Source organism: Nonomuraea sp. NPDC052129 (genome assembly GCF_040680095.1).
In the GTDB taxonomy this organism is placed as follows: domain Bacteria; phylum Actinomycetota; class Actinomycetes; order Streptosporangiales; family Streptosporangiaceae; genus Nonomuraea.
Genome location: NZ_JBFAVX010000014.1, coordinates 198,804 through 215,654, shown reverse-complemented (window position 1 = coordinate 215,654; position 16,851 = coordinate 198,804). Strand labels below are relative to the sequence as shown.

Sequence of the window (16,851 nt, the reverse complement as noted above, 5' to 3'; positions counted from 1 at the left end):
AGAGTCACCCGTGTCACAGCCACCCACCGCACCGGCCTTCGACAGCCGGGCCGCCAAGCGCGTCGTCATCGCCAGCTCCATCGGCACCGTCATCGAGTGGTACGACTTCGCCCTGTACGGCGCGGCGTCCGCGCTGGTCTTCGGCCCCCTCTTCTTCCCGGAGCAGAGCGAGGTCGGCGGCACTCTCGCGTCCTTCGCGGTCTTCGCGGTCGCGTTCTTCGTCCGGCCGCTGGGCGGGCTCCTGGCCGCGCACATCGGCGACCGCGTCGGCCGCAAGCCGGTGTTGATCTTCACGATCTCGCTCATGGGCGCCGCCACGGTCGCGGTCGGGCTGCTGCCGACGTACGAGTCGGTCGGCATCTGGGCGCCGATCCTGCTCGTCGTCACGCGCATGCTGCAGGGCGTGGGCGCGGGCGCGGAGTTCGCCGGGGCGGTGACCACGGTGGCCGAGTACGCGCCCCCGAACCGGCGGGCCTTCTACACCTCCTTCGCCCAGGCCTCCGTGGGACTGGCCTTCGTCCTGTCCACGGGCTTCTTCGCGATCCTGGCCGCCATCCCGCAGGACGTGCTGCTGGGCTGGGCCTGGCGCATCCCGTTCATCGCCAGCGTCGTCATCTTCGGCGTGGCCTTCTTCATCCGCCGCCGTATCCAGGAGACGCCGGAGTTCGTGGCGGCCAAGGCGAAGGTCACCGCCGGCGCGGGCGCCGCGCCGCAGAAGATCCCCCTCATGCAGGCCTTCCGCGAGGCGCCGCGCGGTCTGGTCGCCGGCGTGCTGTGCGGGTCGGGCCTCAACGTCGCGGGCTACATGGTCAACACGTTCTCCCTGACCTACATCAAGACCACGCTCGGCGTCTCGGCCACCGTCGCCACCCTCGGCGTCGTGGCCGCCACGGGATCGAGCGTCTTCGCCGTCCCGCTGTTCGGCAAGCTCGCCGACCGCGTCGGGCGCGGGCCGGTCCTGATGGGCGGCGCCGTCTTCACCGCCCTCTACATCGGGCCGTACTTCCTGCTGCTGGGTACCCGCCAGCCCGCTCTGATCATCATCGCGATGGCGATCGCCTACGGGGTCGGGCAGAGTGCCATGCTCGGCGCGCAGTCGGCGTTCCTGTCGGAGCTGTTCGAGACGCGTTACCGCTTCACCGCGATCGCCGCTTCCCGGGAGATCAACGTCATGCTGCTCGGCGGCACGACACCCTTCATCGCCACCGCCCTGGTCCAGGCGGCCGGTGGATCGCCGTGGCTGGTGATCGTGTTCGCGGTGGTCTGCCAGGCGCTCACCATCGCCGGGGTGCTGCTGTCGCGGCGGTTGTCACAGCCGGTGGGCGCGCCGCTCGTCGTCTGAACTCGGCTACGCCGAGTCCTGGGCCGGGCCGCCGGGAGGCGCGGTGGAGCGGCGGACGACCAAGGTCGGCGTGACGGAGAAGTGCACCGCCGACGTGCGGCCTTCGATGCGCTCCAGCAGCAGCCGTCCCGCCGTCCGGCCCATGACCGCTCCGTCCTGATCGACCGTGGTCAGCGCGATGTTGGGATGGGCGGCCAGCCGGGTGTTGTCGTAGCCGGCGACGGAGACGTCGCCGGGGACGGAGAGAGCGACCTCATGGAGGGCGGCGAGGACGCCGAGAGCCGCCTCGTCGGAGCCCGCGAAGATCGCGGTGGGGCGTGGGGACCGGCTCAGCAACTCGTAGGCGCCGCGATGGCCGCCCTCCTCGGAATATGAGGTCGCGACCACGGCGATCTCCTCGGCCAGGCCGTGATCACGCATCACGCGCTCGTAGCTCTCGGCCCTGATGTGCGGCACCTGGTCGGCGGGCTGCCGCTGGTCCTGGTGGAAGGTGATGTGCCCGATGTGCCGGTGGCCGAGTGCGATCAGGTGCTCCATGACGAGCTCGGAGCCGGTCCGGTCGTCATCGACGATCGAGTCGTACGCCGGCGACCGGTCGTGCCTGCCGAGCACCACGGTGGGGATCTCGCGGGCGACCTGCTCCAGCCGGGTGCGCCTGGCGAGCGGAGCGATCATGAGGATGCCGTCCACCTGCCGATCTATCAGGGCGTCGATCGCTCGTTCCTCGGTCTTGTCCTGGGTGCCGCCCTGGATCATGATCGCCTGATAGCCGGACTCCGCGAGGTGCTCCACCAGGCCGCTCATGATCTCGGCGTAGAACGGGATCCCGATGTGCCGCAGGAGCACGCCGATGGTGTACGCCCGTCCGCGCAGCGCTCGCGCGGCGGCCTGGGGCCGGTAGCCCAGCTCCTCGATGGCCCGCTGGACGCGGTCGCGCATGGCCTCGCTGACCCCGTAGTCGTTGCGGATGACCTTCGAGACCGCCGCCTTGGAGACCCCGGCGTGTTTCGCCACGTCGGAAATGGTCACTCGTCGTCGTCGCTCGGGCGCGACCATGGGGTATCCCTTCTCGCCAAGTCCCGCTGATGTCAGGACGGCCTGGTGCGCGGGGCCAGTGCCGCCTGGATGCGGTCATGGATCCCGGCCGCCTCGGCCGAGAGCGACGGCCTGCGCATCGTGGGAAGACGGCCGGCTTGTCGCAGCACCAGCATCGCGAACCGCTCGGCCTCGTGTTCCTGCGGCTCGGAGTATGTCGTCCGGCCGAGCACCGAGCGGACCATGGCCGGGTCGAGCGTCGGCAGCAGGATGCGCAGCAGCTCGTCGGGGGCGATCGGTGCCGACGCGTGCTCGCACAGCATGTGGCCCAGTTCGTGCAGGATGATGTGCTCCTGATGGATGCGGCTGGTCCGCTGCTCATAGCAGATGTAGTCGACCGTGTCGGTGGCCAGCCACATGCCGCTGGGGCCGTCCGCGGCGGTGTCGACGGGCCTGAGCTCGATGCGGCGCTCCCGGGCCCGCGCCACCCGGTGGGTGAACTCCACGATGTCGAACGGGTGCGTGATCTCGAACCGCTCGACGATCTCTTCCAGGCGTTCGCCGCTCACGAACCTCCTCATGGGGCGTACCGGCCACAACACCCACATCATAGGCCGCCCGCAAAGCTTCAACAGAAGTTTAAGCACGCAGCCGCCCGTCTTCGCTTAGATTGACAGGGAGGGCGGCAACTGCCGTTTATCAACCATCCATACCCCGGCAAATCCCGGCAACACGGTCCGTAGCTCGTCCCCGTGGGAGGTCAGGCATTGGCAGGCGCGTCATCCGGAACGGCTGTGGAAGCACATGGCGGCGATGTCAGCTTCGGCGTCCTGGGGCCTTGGGAGGTGCGGGTCGGTCAGGGCGCGGTGGCGGTGCCCGTCGGGCAACTGCGGACGGTCCTCGCGTCGTTGCTGCTGTCGGTCGGCCAGTCGGTCTCGACGCCCACGCTCGCCGAGCGACTCTGGCCGGGCGAGGGGCCGGGCTGGCCGCGCGGCGCGGTGCACACCTATGTCACCAGGCTACGGCGGCTGATCGGGGCGGACCTCATCCAGACAGAGCCGGACGGCTACCAGCTCCAGATCGAGCCCGACGCGGTGGACCTGCACCGGTTCCGCGGCCTCGTGCGCCGCGCCGACGACGCCGGCTCCGCGCAGGAGGAGATGGCCCTGTTACGTGAGTCGCTGCGGTTGTGGCGCGGTCAGCCCTTCGGCAACGCCAGCGGCCCCTGGCTGGAACGCGAGGTGATACCCCTCCTGACCGAGGAGTGGTTCGGCGCCACCGAGCGCCGGATCGACCTGGAGCTGGCCAGCGAGCCGCCGGGGCGCCTCATCGCCGAGCTGACGGAGCTGACCAAGCGATACCCGAGCCGCGAGCCGCTGTGGACGCGCCTGATCACCGCGCTGCACCGCAGCGGCAGGCGGGCGGAGGCGTTGAGCGCCTACCAGCGCGTACGTACGGTGCTGCGCGAGGAGCTCGGCCTGGACCCGAGCGAAGAACTGGCCCAGCTGCACCAGACGGTGCTCATGGGCGACACCGACGACCACCCGGTCAGCACGGCCGTCCGGCGAAAGACGCCGAGCCCCCGGCAGTTGCCCCACGGCATCGCCCGCTTCACCGGCCGGGAGGAGGAACTGGCGGCACTGGACCGGCTGCCCTCAGGCGTGGCGGCATCGGGCCGGAACGGCGCAGGCACGAACGCCCCGATCATCGTGACCATCGACGGCGCTCCCGGGACCGGCAAGACGACGCTGGCCGCGCACTGGGCCCACCGAGTCGCCCATGACTACCCCGACGCCCAGCTCTACCTCAACCTGCGCGGCTACGGGCCGAGCGAGCCGATGACCCCGGCCGCCGCGGCGGAGAGCCTGCTGCGCGGTCTCGGCGTGGAGAGCGACGCCATCCCCGTCGACGTGGACGAGCGGTGCGCGTTGCTGCGTACCATCCTCGCCGACCGCAACGCGCTCATCCTGCTGGACAACGCCCGCAACGCCGACCAGGTGCGCCCGCTCCTGCCGGGCGCCAGCGGCCTGGTCATCGTGACCAGCCGCGACCAGCTACGGTCTCTGTCCATCCGTGACGGCGCGCACCGCGTCACGCTGGGCGCGATGCCCGAATCCCAGGCCGTCGAGCTGCTGGCGGCGGCCGTCGGCCCCTCCCGGGTCGCCCACGAGCCCGCGGCGGCCTCCCGGCTGGTCGAGCTGTGCGACCATCTGCCCCTCGCGCTGGCCATCATCGCCGAACGCGCGCAGCGCGCCGCCACGCTCGCCGAGGTCGTCGACGGGCTGGCGGACGAGAAGGCCCGCCTCGACAACCTGGGAACCGGCGAGAACGATCCGAACATCGACCTGCGCGCCGTTCTGTCCTGGTCCTACGGAGCGCTCAGCCCGGCGGCGGCCGCCACGTTCCACGCGCTCGGCCTGCACCCCGCCAGTGACATCGCGCTGGAGACGGTCGAGGCGCTGGTCGACCTTCCGCCCGCCGAGGTCAAGCGGGGGCTGGACCAGCTCATGGCGGCCCATCTGCTCGAACAGCGCCGCCCCTGCCGCTACCAGCTGCATGACCTGATCCGGCTGTACGCCGTCGATCAGGCACGGCTGCACATGCCCCCCGGCGAGCGGCAGGCCGCCGTACGGCGATTCCTCGATCACTACCTCTTCGCCGCCGTGAGCGCCGACCGGCACCTGGTGCCCTACCGCCGCCGCGACTTCCTCGCGCCGCTGCGGCCGCGCCGGCGCCCGCTCGCGTTCGCCGACGCCGACGAGGCGATGGCCTGGCTGGAGCTGGAGTACGACTCCCTCCGGGCGGTGATGTCGTGGGCGGCCACGAACGGGTGGGCGCACTACTCATGGCGTACGACCATGGCCATGACCAGCTTCTACGACGCGCGCATCCCGTGGTCCGACGGCCTGGACAGCCTGAAGTCGGCGGTACGCGCGGCTCGGGCCGCGAGCGAGCCTATCGGCGAGGCCTACACCCTCAACTCCGTGGGCTGCATCTACTCCGACAGGGGTGACGTCGATCTGGCGGAGCGACATTTCCGCGAGGCGCTCATTCATTTCAAGCGGAGCAAGAGCCCGTACGGCGAGGCCATGGCGCTGTGCAATCTCGGCATGACATATGGCGAGGCCGGAGAATACGAAAAGGCCCAGCGGCATTTGATGCGCGCGCTGGATCTGCACGTGCGCAACGAATATCCCCGTGGCATCGCCCTGGCCCTGGACAACATCGGAATCGCGCAGACCGTGGCGGGCCATTACCGATGCGCGGTCAAGGCGTTCAAGCAGGCGCACCGGATCAACCTGCGGCTCAGGGAGTACACCTCCGACGCGATGTGCCTGCGCCACCTGGGCCACGCCTACGTCATGACGGGCGACACCCGCGAGGCCGTCCACGCCTTCCGTCAGTCCATCGACCTGTTCCGCCGTACGAGGAACCAGCGCTGGGAGGCGATCACCCTCGCCGATCTCGGCCACGCGCTCAACGGGGCCGGCTACGACGTGCTGGCCCGCGGCATCCTGCGGACGGCGCTCGACCTGATGACCGGGCTGGCCGACCCGCGAGCCCACGACATCGAGGCCGTTCTCGCGTCCACCGCGTGAGTGCGGCCTTTCCAAGGAGCGTTTCAGCGCGCCGACAGGTCGGTGACAGGTCGGCGAAAGGCGGTTTTCCGCGCGTCGGAGTTAGCCTTCCTTCGGAAGCCATTAGCCGCATGTTTCCTGGCGGATTATTCGCGGCTATGGGTCCTGCGATTTTCTCCCGAGAAAGGCTGAAAAGAGAATGAGCGTTTCCCAGAAGCTCGACTTCGACCTCAAGAACCTGCCGATGGACGTTTTCGACCTCGCCGACAGCGGCCTCGCCATCGAGTCGCTGACCGCGGGCCACGGGATGGCGGAGAACGGCGCGTCCGTCCTCTGCCCGAGCGTCTGCAGCACCTCGACGTCGTCGACGAGCTCGAGCAGCAGCTGATTCCCGGCCGGGCCGTCGGCGTGGCGCGGGCGGCCCGGCTCTGGCGCTTCCGGAGGAAATGGTGATCTTAACGAGCGGCGCCCACGTGGAGTCGTCTGTCGTGGTGCGGGTCGCGGGTGTGCCGGTGGCGGCGTTGTCGCGACTGCGCCTGGACAGCGCGTACGGCCGGGCGGAAGAGCTGGCCCGGCAGGCGGCCACGTTACGGCGCGACGGCGAGGCGCTGGCGCAGGCACTGTATCCCCTGATCGGAGCGCTGGGTCCCGGCACGGCCAAGCCGGCGCTGGTCGGCTTGCGCCGGGCGCTGCACCAGCGACGCCTGCCCCGCGACACCGAATGGAACGCGCGTGTCGCCACGCTCGTCCCCGCCGAGATCGGTGACGCGATCGAATCCTGGATCGTCACCAGGCACCGCCTCGATGAGGGGCGACGCGCGCTCGACGACGTGTTCGCTGCCGAGCTGCGGGAGAAGGAGCTCGTCCTGCGTGACGTGGCCGGTCATCCGGGCTTCCGCCGGGCACTGTCCCAGGCCAGCCCGGCTCTGTTCGGCGAGCTGGCCAAGTGGCTGGCGGACCCGCGGCGGCGACCGCGCAGGCAGTCCATGGCCCGCCTGGCGAAGTACCTGGCGAGAGCGGCCGCCAAGACGAGCCCGTACGGCACCTTCATGGCCAGTGGCACGGGGACGTGGGCGGACGGTGAGTCACCCGTACGGTTCACTCCCGTCGAGGTCCATGGAGTGCTCGAGATCCACACCTTCCTCCTCCAGCGGATCGGCGAGACGCTCACCCGCGATCCCCGCCTGGCCCGGCACCTGGCCCTGCGGGTCAACCCGAGCGCGACCTTCCGGGACGGGACCGTCAGCTTCATCGGGCGCTCCGCCGAGGAACCCATCGTGACCCTGCCGGCCACCGCCGCGGTCGAGGCATGCCTGAACCTGGCGGCGCGCCGCCCGGGATCCACGCGGGCCGAGCTCCGCTCCCGCCTGGCGGGCGGCGCCGCCGACGAGTCCCCGGTCGAGGCGTTCCTCCAGGCGTTGGTGCGGGCCGGACTCCTGGAGGAGCAGCACCCTGTCGCCGACCAGTCGGCCGATCCGCTGGGCGACCTGGCCGAATGGGTCGCCGACCATGGGGGAGCCGAGTTCGCGGACGTCGTCCAGGCGTTGCGGCGCGTACGCCGGCAGGCGCGGCTGCCCGTGGTCGTGGACGACGTCGAGGGCCACTGGAAGCGGCAGCACGAACTGGAAACCGCGCTTACGGACCTGGCGGAACCGCTCGGCTTCGAGCCGGCCGCGCTCGACGGGCAGGGCCGGCACACCTTCCGCGAGAACGCCGTCTTCACGAGTCCGGTGGCGGAGGCCGGGTCGGCGGCATGGCGTCCGGCTCTGGAGGATCTGGACGTGGTACGGCGCTGGCTGGGCGCCTTCGACCTGACGCTGCCGTTCCGGATCGCCCTCGGCGCCTACTTCTCCGAGCGCTTCGGCGCGGATGCCCACGTGCCCCTCCTCGTCCTGCACCGAGCGCTCCAGGAGGTGCTCGCCCAGGACGGCGAGTCCGCCGAGCTGAGCGACGCGGCGCGCGAGGTCGCCCGGTTGATGGGCCCGTCCATGGGGGCGGGCGGCGCTCTGTCCGAGAGCCGGCTGCCGCGGCTTCGGGAGCTGGCCGCGATCCAGCGGGAGGCACGTCAGGCGGTGCTCGCCCAGCCGGAGCGGGACGGTGTCGTGAGCGTCCCCGCGGAGCTGATCAGGAAGCTGACGGACGACTGGCCGTCATGGGTGGTCCCGCCGCGCTCCCTCGCCTGCTACGTGCAGGTCGTGCCCGGCCACGGCGGGATCGGCCTGGTGCTCAACGCGGCGCACACCGGTTACGGCCGTGGACGGAGCCGGGTGCTGGCCCTGATGGCGGAGGCCACGGGCGAGAGCCAGGCCACGGAGCACCGGCCGAGCGGCCGGGTGCTCGCCGAACTGGGCGGAGTGGCCGCCTCGGCGTTGAACAGACGGGTGCCGCACGTCGCGTACGAGATCGACTATCCGTTCGCGGTCAGCACTCGTCCGGCGGAGGAGCGCATCCCGCTGGGAGACCTCGGGGTGGTCCTCGATCCGCGCGGCGGCCTGCTCAAGGTGGTCTCGGAGCGGTTGGGCGCCGATCTGTCCGCACTGCATCTGGGCATGATGTCCGACCTGCTGCTCCCACCTGCGGCTCGCCTGCTGATCCAGGTCTCGGGAGAGACGCACTACGTGCATCCCAGCATCCCGCTGCTGGCGGATCCGGCCGATCTGGACCTTCCCTCGTCGCTGGTGGCCTATCCCCGGGTGGAGATCGGCGGCGTGGTGGTCCAGCGCGCCCGCTGGATCGTGCCGAAGGAGACGCTTCCGGAACGGGCCAAGGGCGAGACCGACGCCGCCTATCTGCTGCGCCTGGCGTCGTGGCTGCACGAGCACGACATCCCGGTGCGATCCTTCGTCCGCTTCGCCCGCCCGGACGGGGGCGCGGGCGAGGAGACGGGGGACTGGACGCAGTGGATTTTCGACAAGTCCCGCAAGCCCGTCTACGTCGACTTCGCCAACTGGTTCCTGGTCACGGCCTTCGAGAAGATGCTGGTGAGTTCGGGGCCGATGGTGATCTTCGACGAGGTGCTGCCCGGCTTCGAGGACGCGCTGGGGCCGGACCCCGATGACCCCAGCGTCACCGAATTTCTCATCGAGATCTCTGACCAGGACGGCCGGCATGCATGAATCGGACTGGGTCAGCGCCCACGTCTTCTATCACGAGAACCTGGACCCGCTGCTGACGAACGCGGCCGGTCCGCTGATCGCCGAGCTGGCCGGGAGCGGGCTCGCGGAGGCCACGTTCTTCCTGAGGTACTGGGACGGGGGGCCGCATCTGCGCTTCCGCGCGCTGCCTGCCGACCCCGCGCACCGGGCCGAGGTGGAACGGGTCATCACGGAGCGGTTCGAGAAGTATCTCGCCGAAAACCCGGCGGGTCGCTCCATGAGCCAACGGGACTATGCCGGCATAGGCGAGGCCCTGGCGCAGTGGGAGGGACTTCCCGGCCATACCGAGCGGCTCTTTCCGAACAATTCCGTGGCGTTCATCCCGTACCGGCGTGAGCACGACCGCTACGGCACCGGGGCCTCGATGGAGGCGGTGGAGCGGCACTTCGCGGAGTCCAGTCGCATCGCCCTCGGCCTGCTGCGCGACGGCCTGCGGCCGGCGGACCGCACCACCGCGGGAGCCGCGATGATCCTGCTCACCTGGTTCTGCGGTGAACGGGATGTGGCCCGGCTGGCGCCGTGGGTCAGCGTCGACCAGGACCGGCGCGGCGATGTGTCCGCGGCCGACCGGCCCGGTGACGCGACCGAGGTCGGCTTCACCCAACCGAACGCGCAACCGACGGGGCGTCAGCGTGATCGCGTCATCGGCCTCGCTCGCCGGATGAGAGGGCTCGCCACGCACCTGGAGCACGTCTCCGGGCCGGGCTCCCTGGCGGAGTGGGCCCGATCGGTGTCCACGCTCCGTGACGCGCTGGCCGCCGAGGCCGCCGCGGGCCGGTTCGAGCCACCACCCCGAGGCTGGGAGGGGGAGGGCGCGGTCAAGACGCGGCAGGTCCTCACCGTTCTCGACATCTGCGCCCACCTGGTCTGCAACCGGCTGGGCGTGACCGTGCAGGAAGAGGGGGCCGTCCGGCTGCTGTGCGCGGACGCGGTGGCCGTGCTCGCGGGGGAGGGGAGATAGTCCGTGCGCTGGAACAGCATTCACGTCCGCTACTACGACCACGACAAGGATCCGTTGATCCTGCACGGAGTACGCCCGCTCTTCCGTGAGCTGGCCGGGCAGGTGGCAGGGCTCTCCTACACCCGGCACTGGCGGCAGGGACCGCATCTCCGGCTCAACTTCCGCACCGACCACGACACCTTCACGCACGTGGTGCGGCCGGCCGCGGAAAAGATCATCGGCGGCTGCCTGGCCGAGCACCCTTCATCGCTGCCGCTCGACCCCCAGCAGGAGCTCTCCGCGCATCAGCGGCTGGCCGAGCTGGAACGGGAAACCGGCCCCCTGACGCCGTGGTTTCCCGACAACACCCTCCGCGTCGCCGAGTACGACGACCGGACAGAGGTGCTGGGCGGGCCGCACATGGCCGACCTCGTGGCGGATTTCTACGCCGACACCACCGACCTCGCCTTCGCGATGACCGAGGCCGGGGGCGGCGCGCGACGGCGGCAGCTGGCGTTCAAGCTGATGGTGGCGACGGCGCACCGCCTGTCGGGCACCGACATCTCCCAGGGATACTTCACCTTCAGGTCCCACACCGAGGCTTTTCTGTCGACCTTTCCTGAAGCGCGCGGGATGAGGCCGATGTGGGACGGCTACTACGGCGAACACCGCCTGATCCTCCTCGCCCAGCTGCGGGCGGTGCTCGGCGGCGACGACGTTGACGCCGCGCTGCTGGCGGACTGGGAGGCCGCACTCGTTCCGTATCAACGGCGGGGGGCGCGGCTCCTCGAACAGGGCGCGTTCGTCGTGCCGACCGTCAGCGTCGAGCAGGAGTCGAAGCTGGCCGAGTCGAGTCCCTTTCATCGGGCGGGTTACGCCGATCCGGTGTGGGCGGAGATCCGGGACGCGCCCGAGTTCCTTTTGTACAGGCTGATGCTCAACCTCACTTATCTGCACATGACCCGGCTCGGCCTCGTGCCGGTCGAGCGCTTTCTCCTGTGTCATCTGCTCGCCAACACCGTGGAGGCGTACCTGGAAGGAAGTGGATCATGAGCGGCGAGGCTCCGGCGTACGAGGAACATCTGCGGCTGCGGCCGGGGGTCTACAGCGCGACGGGCGCGAACGGCGAGCTGCACCTGTTCCGTCATGATCTGTGGCGGAGGGTGGCCTCGTTCGGGTCGGTGGGCGCGGGCGGTCGTGCAGTACTGCGTCGCCTGGCTGAGGGGCCGTGCCCGCCGTCGGAGCTGATGGCGCTCGGCGCGTCCGACCCGGAATTCCTCGGGACCCTGCGGAGCGGGGGATGGGTGACCACCACGCTGAGCCATCTCGGCAGGCCGTTGTACACCGTGCAGCCCGTCCGAGCGCCCGACCCCGACGTGGAGCAGGACGTTGTGGAGAAGGACGTTGTGGAGCAGGACGTTGTGGAGAAGGACGTTGTGGAGAAGGACATCGACCACGAGGTGAAGCTGTCCGGTTTCGCGGTGTTCCGGCGTGAAGGGGAGGACATCCTCGCCGAGGCGCCGACCTCGTGGGCGCAGGTGCTGATCCATGATCCGGAAGTCGCGGCCATGCTCACGGAGATGGCGCGGCCGCTCTCGACCGCCGCATTGAAGGGCCCGCTGCCCGAAGAGCTGATCGCCAGGCTGCTGCGGGATCTGCGCTGGACCGGCATCGCGATCCCCGCCGGGAGCGACGCGGAGTCCGAGTGGCGCCTGCGCCAGTGGCGACCGCACGACCTGTGGTTCCACTCCCGCAGCCGCAACGGGAACGGCGGCTACTTCGACGCCGGATTCGGCCGTACCAAATGGGGACAAGGACAGTTCCCTCCGATCCCCGCGCGCCGGGAACCCTATCCGGGACCCGCGATCGACCTGCGGGTACCGGACCTGGACGAGATCCGCGTGCGCGACCTCGGGCTGACCGACGCCATCGAGGAGCGGCGCTCGATCCGCGAGCACGACGACGAGCACCCGATCACGGTCGATCAGCTCGCGGAACTGCTCTACCGATGTGCCCGGGTACGCCGGGTCAACGTGTGGGACGGCGTGGAGTACGTCGACACGCCCCGTCCCGCCGGTGGTGGGGTGGACGAGCTGGAGTTGTACCCGGTCGTCCGGAATGTCGCGGGCCTGGCGCCGGGCATGTACCACTACGACGCGCACGAGCACCGGTTGCGCCTCGTCCGCGACCCCGGCCCGGCGGTCGGGCGGCTGCTCGCGACCGCGAGCCGGGCGGCGGCCACCACCACGTGGCCGCAGGTCCTGATCGTGGTGTCGGCCAGGTTCGGGCGGGTGATGTGGACGTACGAGGAGATGCCGTACGCCCTGATTCTCAAGCATGTCGGGGTGCTCTTCCAGACCATGTACCTGGTCGCGACCGCGATGGGGCTGGCCGCCTCCGGGCTTGGCGGAGGTGACGCGCCGGCCTTCAACGAGGCCACGGGAGCCGACCCGGCGGTCGAGGCCAGCGTGGGTGAGTTCATGCTCGGGAGCCGGCCGAGCCCGACCGCCGACGAGGAACAGGCCGCCGACGAGGAACAGGAGTAAACGAACGTGGGCCTACTGCTACGCCCGGATGCGTTCCATGCCCCGGATTCGGCGGGGATGTACCTGCTCACGTACCGAGGGTCCAGTCATCTGAAAGGCCGATCCGTCGGTCCGCTGCTCGATCTGCTGAAGCCCTACCTCGACGGGCGGCACACGCTGGCCGAGCTGACGGAGGAGCTGCCGCCCGAGCGCCGGGCCGCCGTGGAGAGCCTGCTCACCGCGCTGCTGGAGCGGGACATCGTGAGAGACGTCGGCACTGTTGGCCCCGACGCCGCTCTGGAATATCCGGAATATCGCCATGAGGTGGCTTTCATCGGGCATTTCCGAGACTCGCCTATCAGCATATTTCGGGCATATAGGGACAAAGTGGTGCTCGTTCTGGGGGCGGGGGACATGGTGCCGTGGGTGGCGCGTGCCGCCATACGGACGGGGTCGCGCCTGGTGAAGATGGCCAGCCTGGAGCACTTGGGCGTCGAATGGGTCGAGCGCGGGCGGCGTACCCCTGACCAGAAGGTCGAGCGGCACTTCCTCGCCGACTTCAGCGAGGAGGGGTTGCTGCCCCTGCTCGACAGCGCGGACCTCCTTCTGCACGTCTCCGGCGACGCGGCTCACGAACCGCTGCTCGACCGGCTCTGCGCGGAGCGCGGGATCCCCCTGGCGCAGGCGGTCATGCTGGACGGCGAGGTCTGGCTCGGCCCCGAGGACCTCGGCACGCGATCGGCGGCGAGCTGGACGGCCGGCCTGCGCCGGGTGGCGAGCTGGACGGCGGGCCGCCGCCGGGTGGCGGCCCGGCCCGCGCCACGCCCGCCCATCGCCGTCGCCGAGACGCTCGCTGCTGCCGGGGCCGTCGCCGGGACGCGGGCCGCCGCCATCGCCGCCGCCTTGGTCCAAATGGCCTTTCGGACCGCCAACGGCTTGCTGGACGACCGCCGTGCCCGGCTGACCAGGATCGACCTTTCCACGCTGCGCCGGACGTCACATGCCTTCGTCCCGCACCCCTACGCCCAGTCGGCCGAACCTGCGCTCTCCGAACCTGCGCTCTCCGAACCCGCGCTCCCCGGATCCGCTGACCCGGCCCGCGACGGTGCGGTTCTCGGTCGGGAGGCGTTCTCCCGGCGGGCGGTGGTGTGCGCGGACGATCTCCTGGGTGTGTTCGGGGAGCCGACCGAGCGCGATTACGCGCAGATTCCCCTGCACGTCAGCGAGGTGGAGGTGCCAGACCCGGCCGGGCTGCTCGGTGGCGCCGTCTCAAGGGTCGTCGGCACGGGTCTCGACTTCGAGTCCGCGCGCCACCAGGCCGCCCTGAAGGCGTTCGCCGTCTACGCCTCGCTGATGGTGGATCCGCGCCGGCTGCTCTCGGCGGACGGCCGCACTCCGCTGGCCGCGCCGGAGTCCGACCCCGATGCCCTGCTCGCGGACCTACGGGCCGGCAGGATCAGCGGGTTCGTCCTCGGCCACCGGCTCGCCGACGGCGGGACGCTAGTCGTCGCCGCCGACGTCGCCTTCCCCGTGCTGTCCGGCACGAGCCGGGCTGGCGGCCGGGCGCCGACCCAGACTGCGGGAGTCACTGGGGGCATTGCCGCAGGAGCCACTGCGGGAGTTACTGGGGGCATAGCCGGGGGAGTCGCTGGCGGAGTCACTGCGGGCATTGCCGTAGGAACCACTGCGGGCATCGCCGCCGGATACAGCTGGCAGGAGGCCGTCGATGTCGCGCTGGCCGAGCAGGCGGGACGGCTGGCACTCGCCGATCTGGAGCACCGGACGACGCCGTTGCCCCGGTTCGACCTGGACCGCGGGTCGCTCCCGCCGCGCGGTGAACGGTACAGGTCCATGATCCAGGCCACGGGCGAGGCGGTCACCTGCTACGACCTCACCGGGCCGACGGAGATTCCGGCCGCCATGAGTTACCTGGGTGACACGCCTGTCGGATACGCCGGTGGGTCGTCGGCGGCCGAAGCCGTGACCGGCGCGCTCGAACAGGCCCTTCTCCATTACCAGGCGCGGCAGAACGCCCAGCCCACCTACGCGCCACCCGCGCCGCCGGGTATACCGCCCGAGCTGCGCGGCTCGGCGATCCGACGCCTGCCCGACGCCTCCCGTACCGACTCGGCGAGTCTGGTGTCCGCGCTGGCCAGACGCGGTCTCTCGCCGGTGGCGGTGCCCCTCGACCACGATCGTGAGGTTCATTCGATCATGCCGTACACCGTCCACGTGGTGCTGACCCATGCATGAGATCGCCGTCCTCGGTGAAGGGCTGCTCAGGGAGAGCATCGTCGAGGCGCTGTCCAGCGGCGGATCCTTTGTCTCGCCGTTCCTGACGTCCGGTGCGGTCGCGGTCGTCGTGGCCCGTGACCGCTGGGACCTGTCCGGCTACGCCGAGGTCAGAGCCGCCGCCGCAGAGGCGGGCGTGCCCTGGTTGCCGGTACGGGCAGAATTGGGGCGAGTCGTCCTCGGCCCTCTGGAGGAGGACGGGCTGCCCGGCTGCGTGGACTGCGGCGAGTTCCGGCGGAGACTGGCCCATCTCCAGCCAGACGGGCACGAGACGGTGTGGCGAGAGCAGGGGGCCACCCTGTCCGCGCTGCCGTCGGCCTGGCTCACCGGACTCGCGGCCGACCTCGCCGCCACCTTGGTCACCGAGGAGATCGCCAGGCTCATCAACCGGGGAGCCGTGGCCACCGAGGAGGTCACCCGGCCCGTCAACCGGGAAGCCGTGGTCACCGCGCGCACGAGAAACCGGGAGACCGCGCGCACGAGATCCGCCTTCGTCTACCTGGATCTGGAGACGCTGGCCGTCGAGCCGCACCCGTTCCTGCCCGACCCGCTCTGCGGCACCTGCGGGACGCTGCCGCCCGATGACCGGTCGCGGGCGAACATCTCCCTCCGGTCCCGCCCCAAACCGGCCCCGGACGTCTACCGGCTCCGGTCGATGACCGGCGAGGTGGACACGCTCAAGGCCAGGTACGTCGACGGCGAGAGCGGTCTCATCCGATCCGTACTCAAGAGCACTGAGGGCGGCATCGTCGTCGCCGCGGCGCCCATGGGCCTGCGCCAGGGCTCGACCGAGTACGGCTTCGGACGTACCCGTAACTACCAGGGCAGTCAGGTCACCGCCATGCTGGAGACGCTGGAACGGCACGGCGGCATGGAGCCCGGGGGAAAGCGCACCACGGTGTCGGCCAGTTACGCCGAGGTCCGCCACGACGCGATCGACCCCCGGACGCTCGGCCTCTATCCGGCGGAGCGGCATCGGATTTCCGGCTTCCCGTACCGCCCGTTCGACGAGGCGCAGGTGTGCCGCTGGGTCTGGGGGTATTCCTTCGCCCGCAGCGCTCCCGTGCTGGTCCCCGAGACCTACGCCTACTACCGGGCCCGCCACCACGACGCCGCCCGCCCGCCGTTCGTCCAGGAGGTCTCCAACGGCTGCGCCCTGGGCGGCAGCCTGGAGGAGGCCGTCTTCCACGGGATCCTCGAAGTGGCCGAGCGCGACGCCTTCATGATGACGTGGTACGCGCGCATGCCGGTCCCGCGGATCGACGTGACCTCCGCCCGCGACTCGATGATCCCGCTGATCACTGAAGCCATCGAGGCCGAGAGCGGCTACCAGGTGATGCTCTTCGACACCACCCTCGAACAGGGCATCCCCTGCGTCTGGGCGATGGCCGTCGATCCCGGCGATGACGAGAAACGCCCGAAGGCCGCCTGCTCGGCGGGCGCTCACCCGGTACCGGAACGCGCGATCGAGAACGCGCTCAACGAGCTCGGCCCGCTCCTCGCCGACCTCATCAAGCGCTATCCCGACCACATGGACGAGGCCGGCCGGATGGTGGACGACTCGTCGCTGGTGAAGGAGATGGAGGATCATCGCCTGTTGTACGGCGACCACCGGACGTACGACCGGCTGCGCTTCCTCACCGAGACGCCACGATGGCGGCACATCGACGACCTTCCGTCGCCGGCGCGACTCCGCAACGCCGATCTCCGGGACGACCTGATCGAGCTGGTCGACCGCTACCTCGTCACCGGTGCCGACGTCATCGTGGTGGATCAGACGACTCCCGAGCACGAGGTGTCCGACCTGGCCTGCGTGAAGGTCGTCATCCCCGGCACCCTGCCGGTCACCTTCGGCCACGACTACCGGCGGGTCGACGGTCTGCCGAGGTTGTACGAGGTGCCGTACCGGCTCGGCTACCGGGATCGGCCCTTGGAGCCGCAGGACGTCAACCCGTACCCGCACGCTTTCCCGTAGAAGGGCCGG

The 16,851-nt window shown here is 70.4% G+C and carries 11 protein-coding genes; 9 read left to right on the top strand and 2 right to left on the bottom strand.

What is annotated here, in order from left to right:
* Positions 1-10: 10 nt before the first annotated feature.
* On the top strand, positions 11-1,342 hold the full coding sequence (locus tag AB0L53_RS29350) for an MFS transporter (protein ID WP_364000333.1): 1,332 nt from the start codon (positions 11-13) through the stop codon (positions 1,340-1,342).
* A 6-nt stretch (positions 1,343-1,348) separates the two neighbouring features.
* On the opposite strand, the gene AB0L53_RS29345 is transcribed toward AB0L53_RS29350, so the two are convergent.
* Entirely contained in the window at positions 1,349-2,356 is a 1,008-nt protein-coding gene (locus AB0L53_RS29345) for a LacI family DNA-binding transcriptional regulator (RefSeq protein ID WP_364000330.1), read from the bottom strand.
* A gap of 74 nt (positions 2,357-2,430) precedes the next feature.
* A complete protein-coding gene (locus AB0L53_RS29340) occupies positions 2,431-2,946 on the bottom strand; it encodes a hypothetical protein (protein WP_364000327.1) in 516 nt (171 codons plus the stop codon).
* 225 nt (positions 2,947-3,171) lie between these two features.
* Here AB0L53_RS29340 and AB0L53_RS29335 point away from each other — a divergent pair, with 225 nt between their 5' ends.
* The 8 genes from AB0L53_RS29335 (at position 3,172) to AB0L53_RS29300 (ending at position 16,842) form a co-directional block, all read left to right on the top strand.
* On the top strand, positions 3,172-5,976 hold the full coding sequence (locus AB0L53_RS29335; RefSeq protein WP_364000324.1) for a BTAD domain-containing putative transcriptional regulator: 2,805 nt from the start codon (positions 3,172-3,174) through the stop codon (positions 5,974-5,976).
* A 178-nt stretch (positions 5,977-6,154) separates the two neighbouring features.
* Positions 6,155-6,343, top strand: coding sequence for a thiomuracin/GE37468 family thiazolyl RiPP peptide (locus tag AB0L53_RS29330; RefSeq protein ID WP_355448036.1), 189 nt, complete (start codon positions 6,155-6,157; stop codon positions 6,341-6,343).
* Between the two features lie 58 nt (positions 6,344-6,401).
* Complete coding sequence (locus AB0L53_RS29325; RefSeq protein ID WP_364000320.1) at positions 6,402-9,071, top strand: lantibiotic dehydratase; 2,670 nt, start codon at positions 6,402-6,404, stop codon at positions 9,069-9,071.
* Positions 9,064-10,071: a lantibiotic dehydratase C-terminal domain-containing protein gene (locus AB0L53_RS29320; protein ID WP_364000317.1), complete on the top strand. Its 1,008-nt coding sequence runs from the start codon at positions 9,064-9,066 to the stop codon at positions 10,069-10,071. The genes AB0L53_RS29325 and AB0L53_RS29320 overlap by 8 nt, the downstream gene beginning before the upstream one ends.
* Before the next feature lie 3 nt (positions 10,072-10,074).
* On the top strand, positions 10,075-11,103 hold the full coding sequence (locus AB0L53_RS29315) for a thiopeptide maturation pyridine synthase (protein WP_364000314.1): 1,029 nt from the start codon (positions 10,075-10,077) through the stop codon (positions 11,101-11,103).
* A complete protein-coding gene (locus AB0L53_RS29310; protein ID WP_364000311.1) occupies positions 11,100-12,596 on the top strand; it encodes a SagB family peptide dehydrogenase in 1,497 nt (498 codons plus the stop codon). The genes AB0L53_RS29315 and AB0L53_RS29310 overlap by 4 nt, the downstream gene beginning before the upstream one ends.
* Before the next feature lie 6 nt (positions 12,597-12,602).
* A complete protein-coding gene (locus AB0L53_RS29305; RefSeq protein WP_364000308.1) occupies positions 12,603-14,828 on the top strand; it encodes a YcaO-like family protein in 2,226 nt (741 codons plus the stop codon).
* On the top strand, positions 14,821-16,842 hold the full coding sequence (locus AB0L53_RS29300; RefSeq protein WP_364000305.1) for a TOMM precursor leader peptide-binding protein: 2,022 nt from the start codon (positions 14,821-14,823) through the stop codon (positions 16,840-16,842). Before AB0L53_RS29305 ends, AB0L53_RS29300 begins: the two co-directional genes overlap by 8 nt.
* The last annotated feature ends 9 nt before the right edge of the window (positions 16,843-16,851 follow it).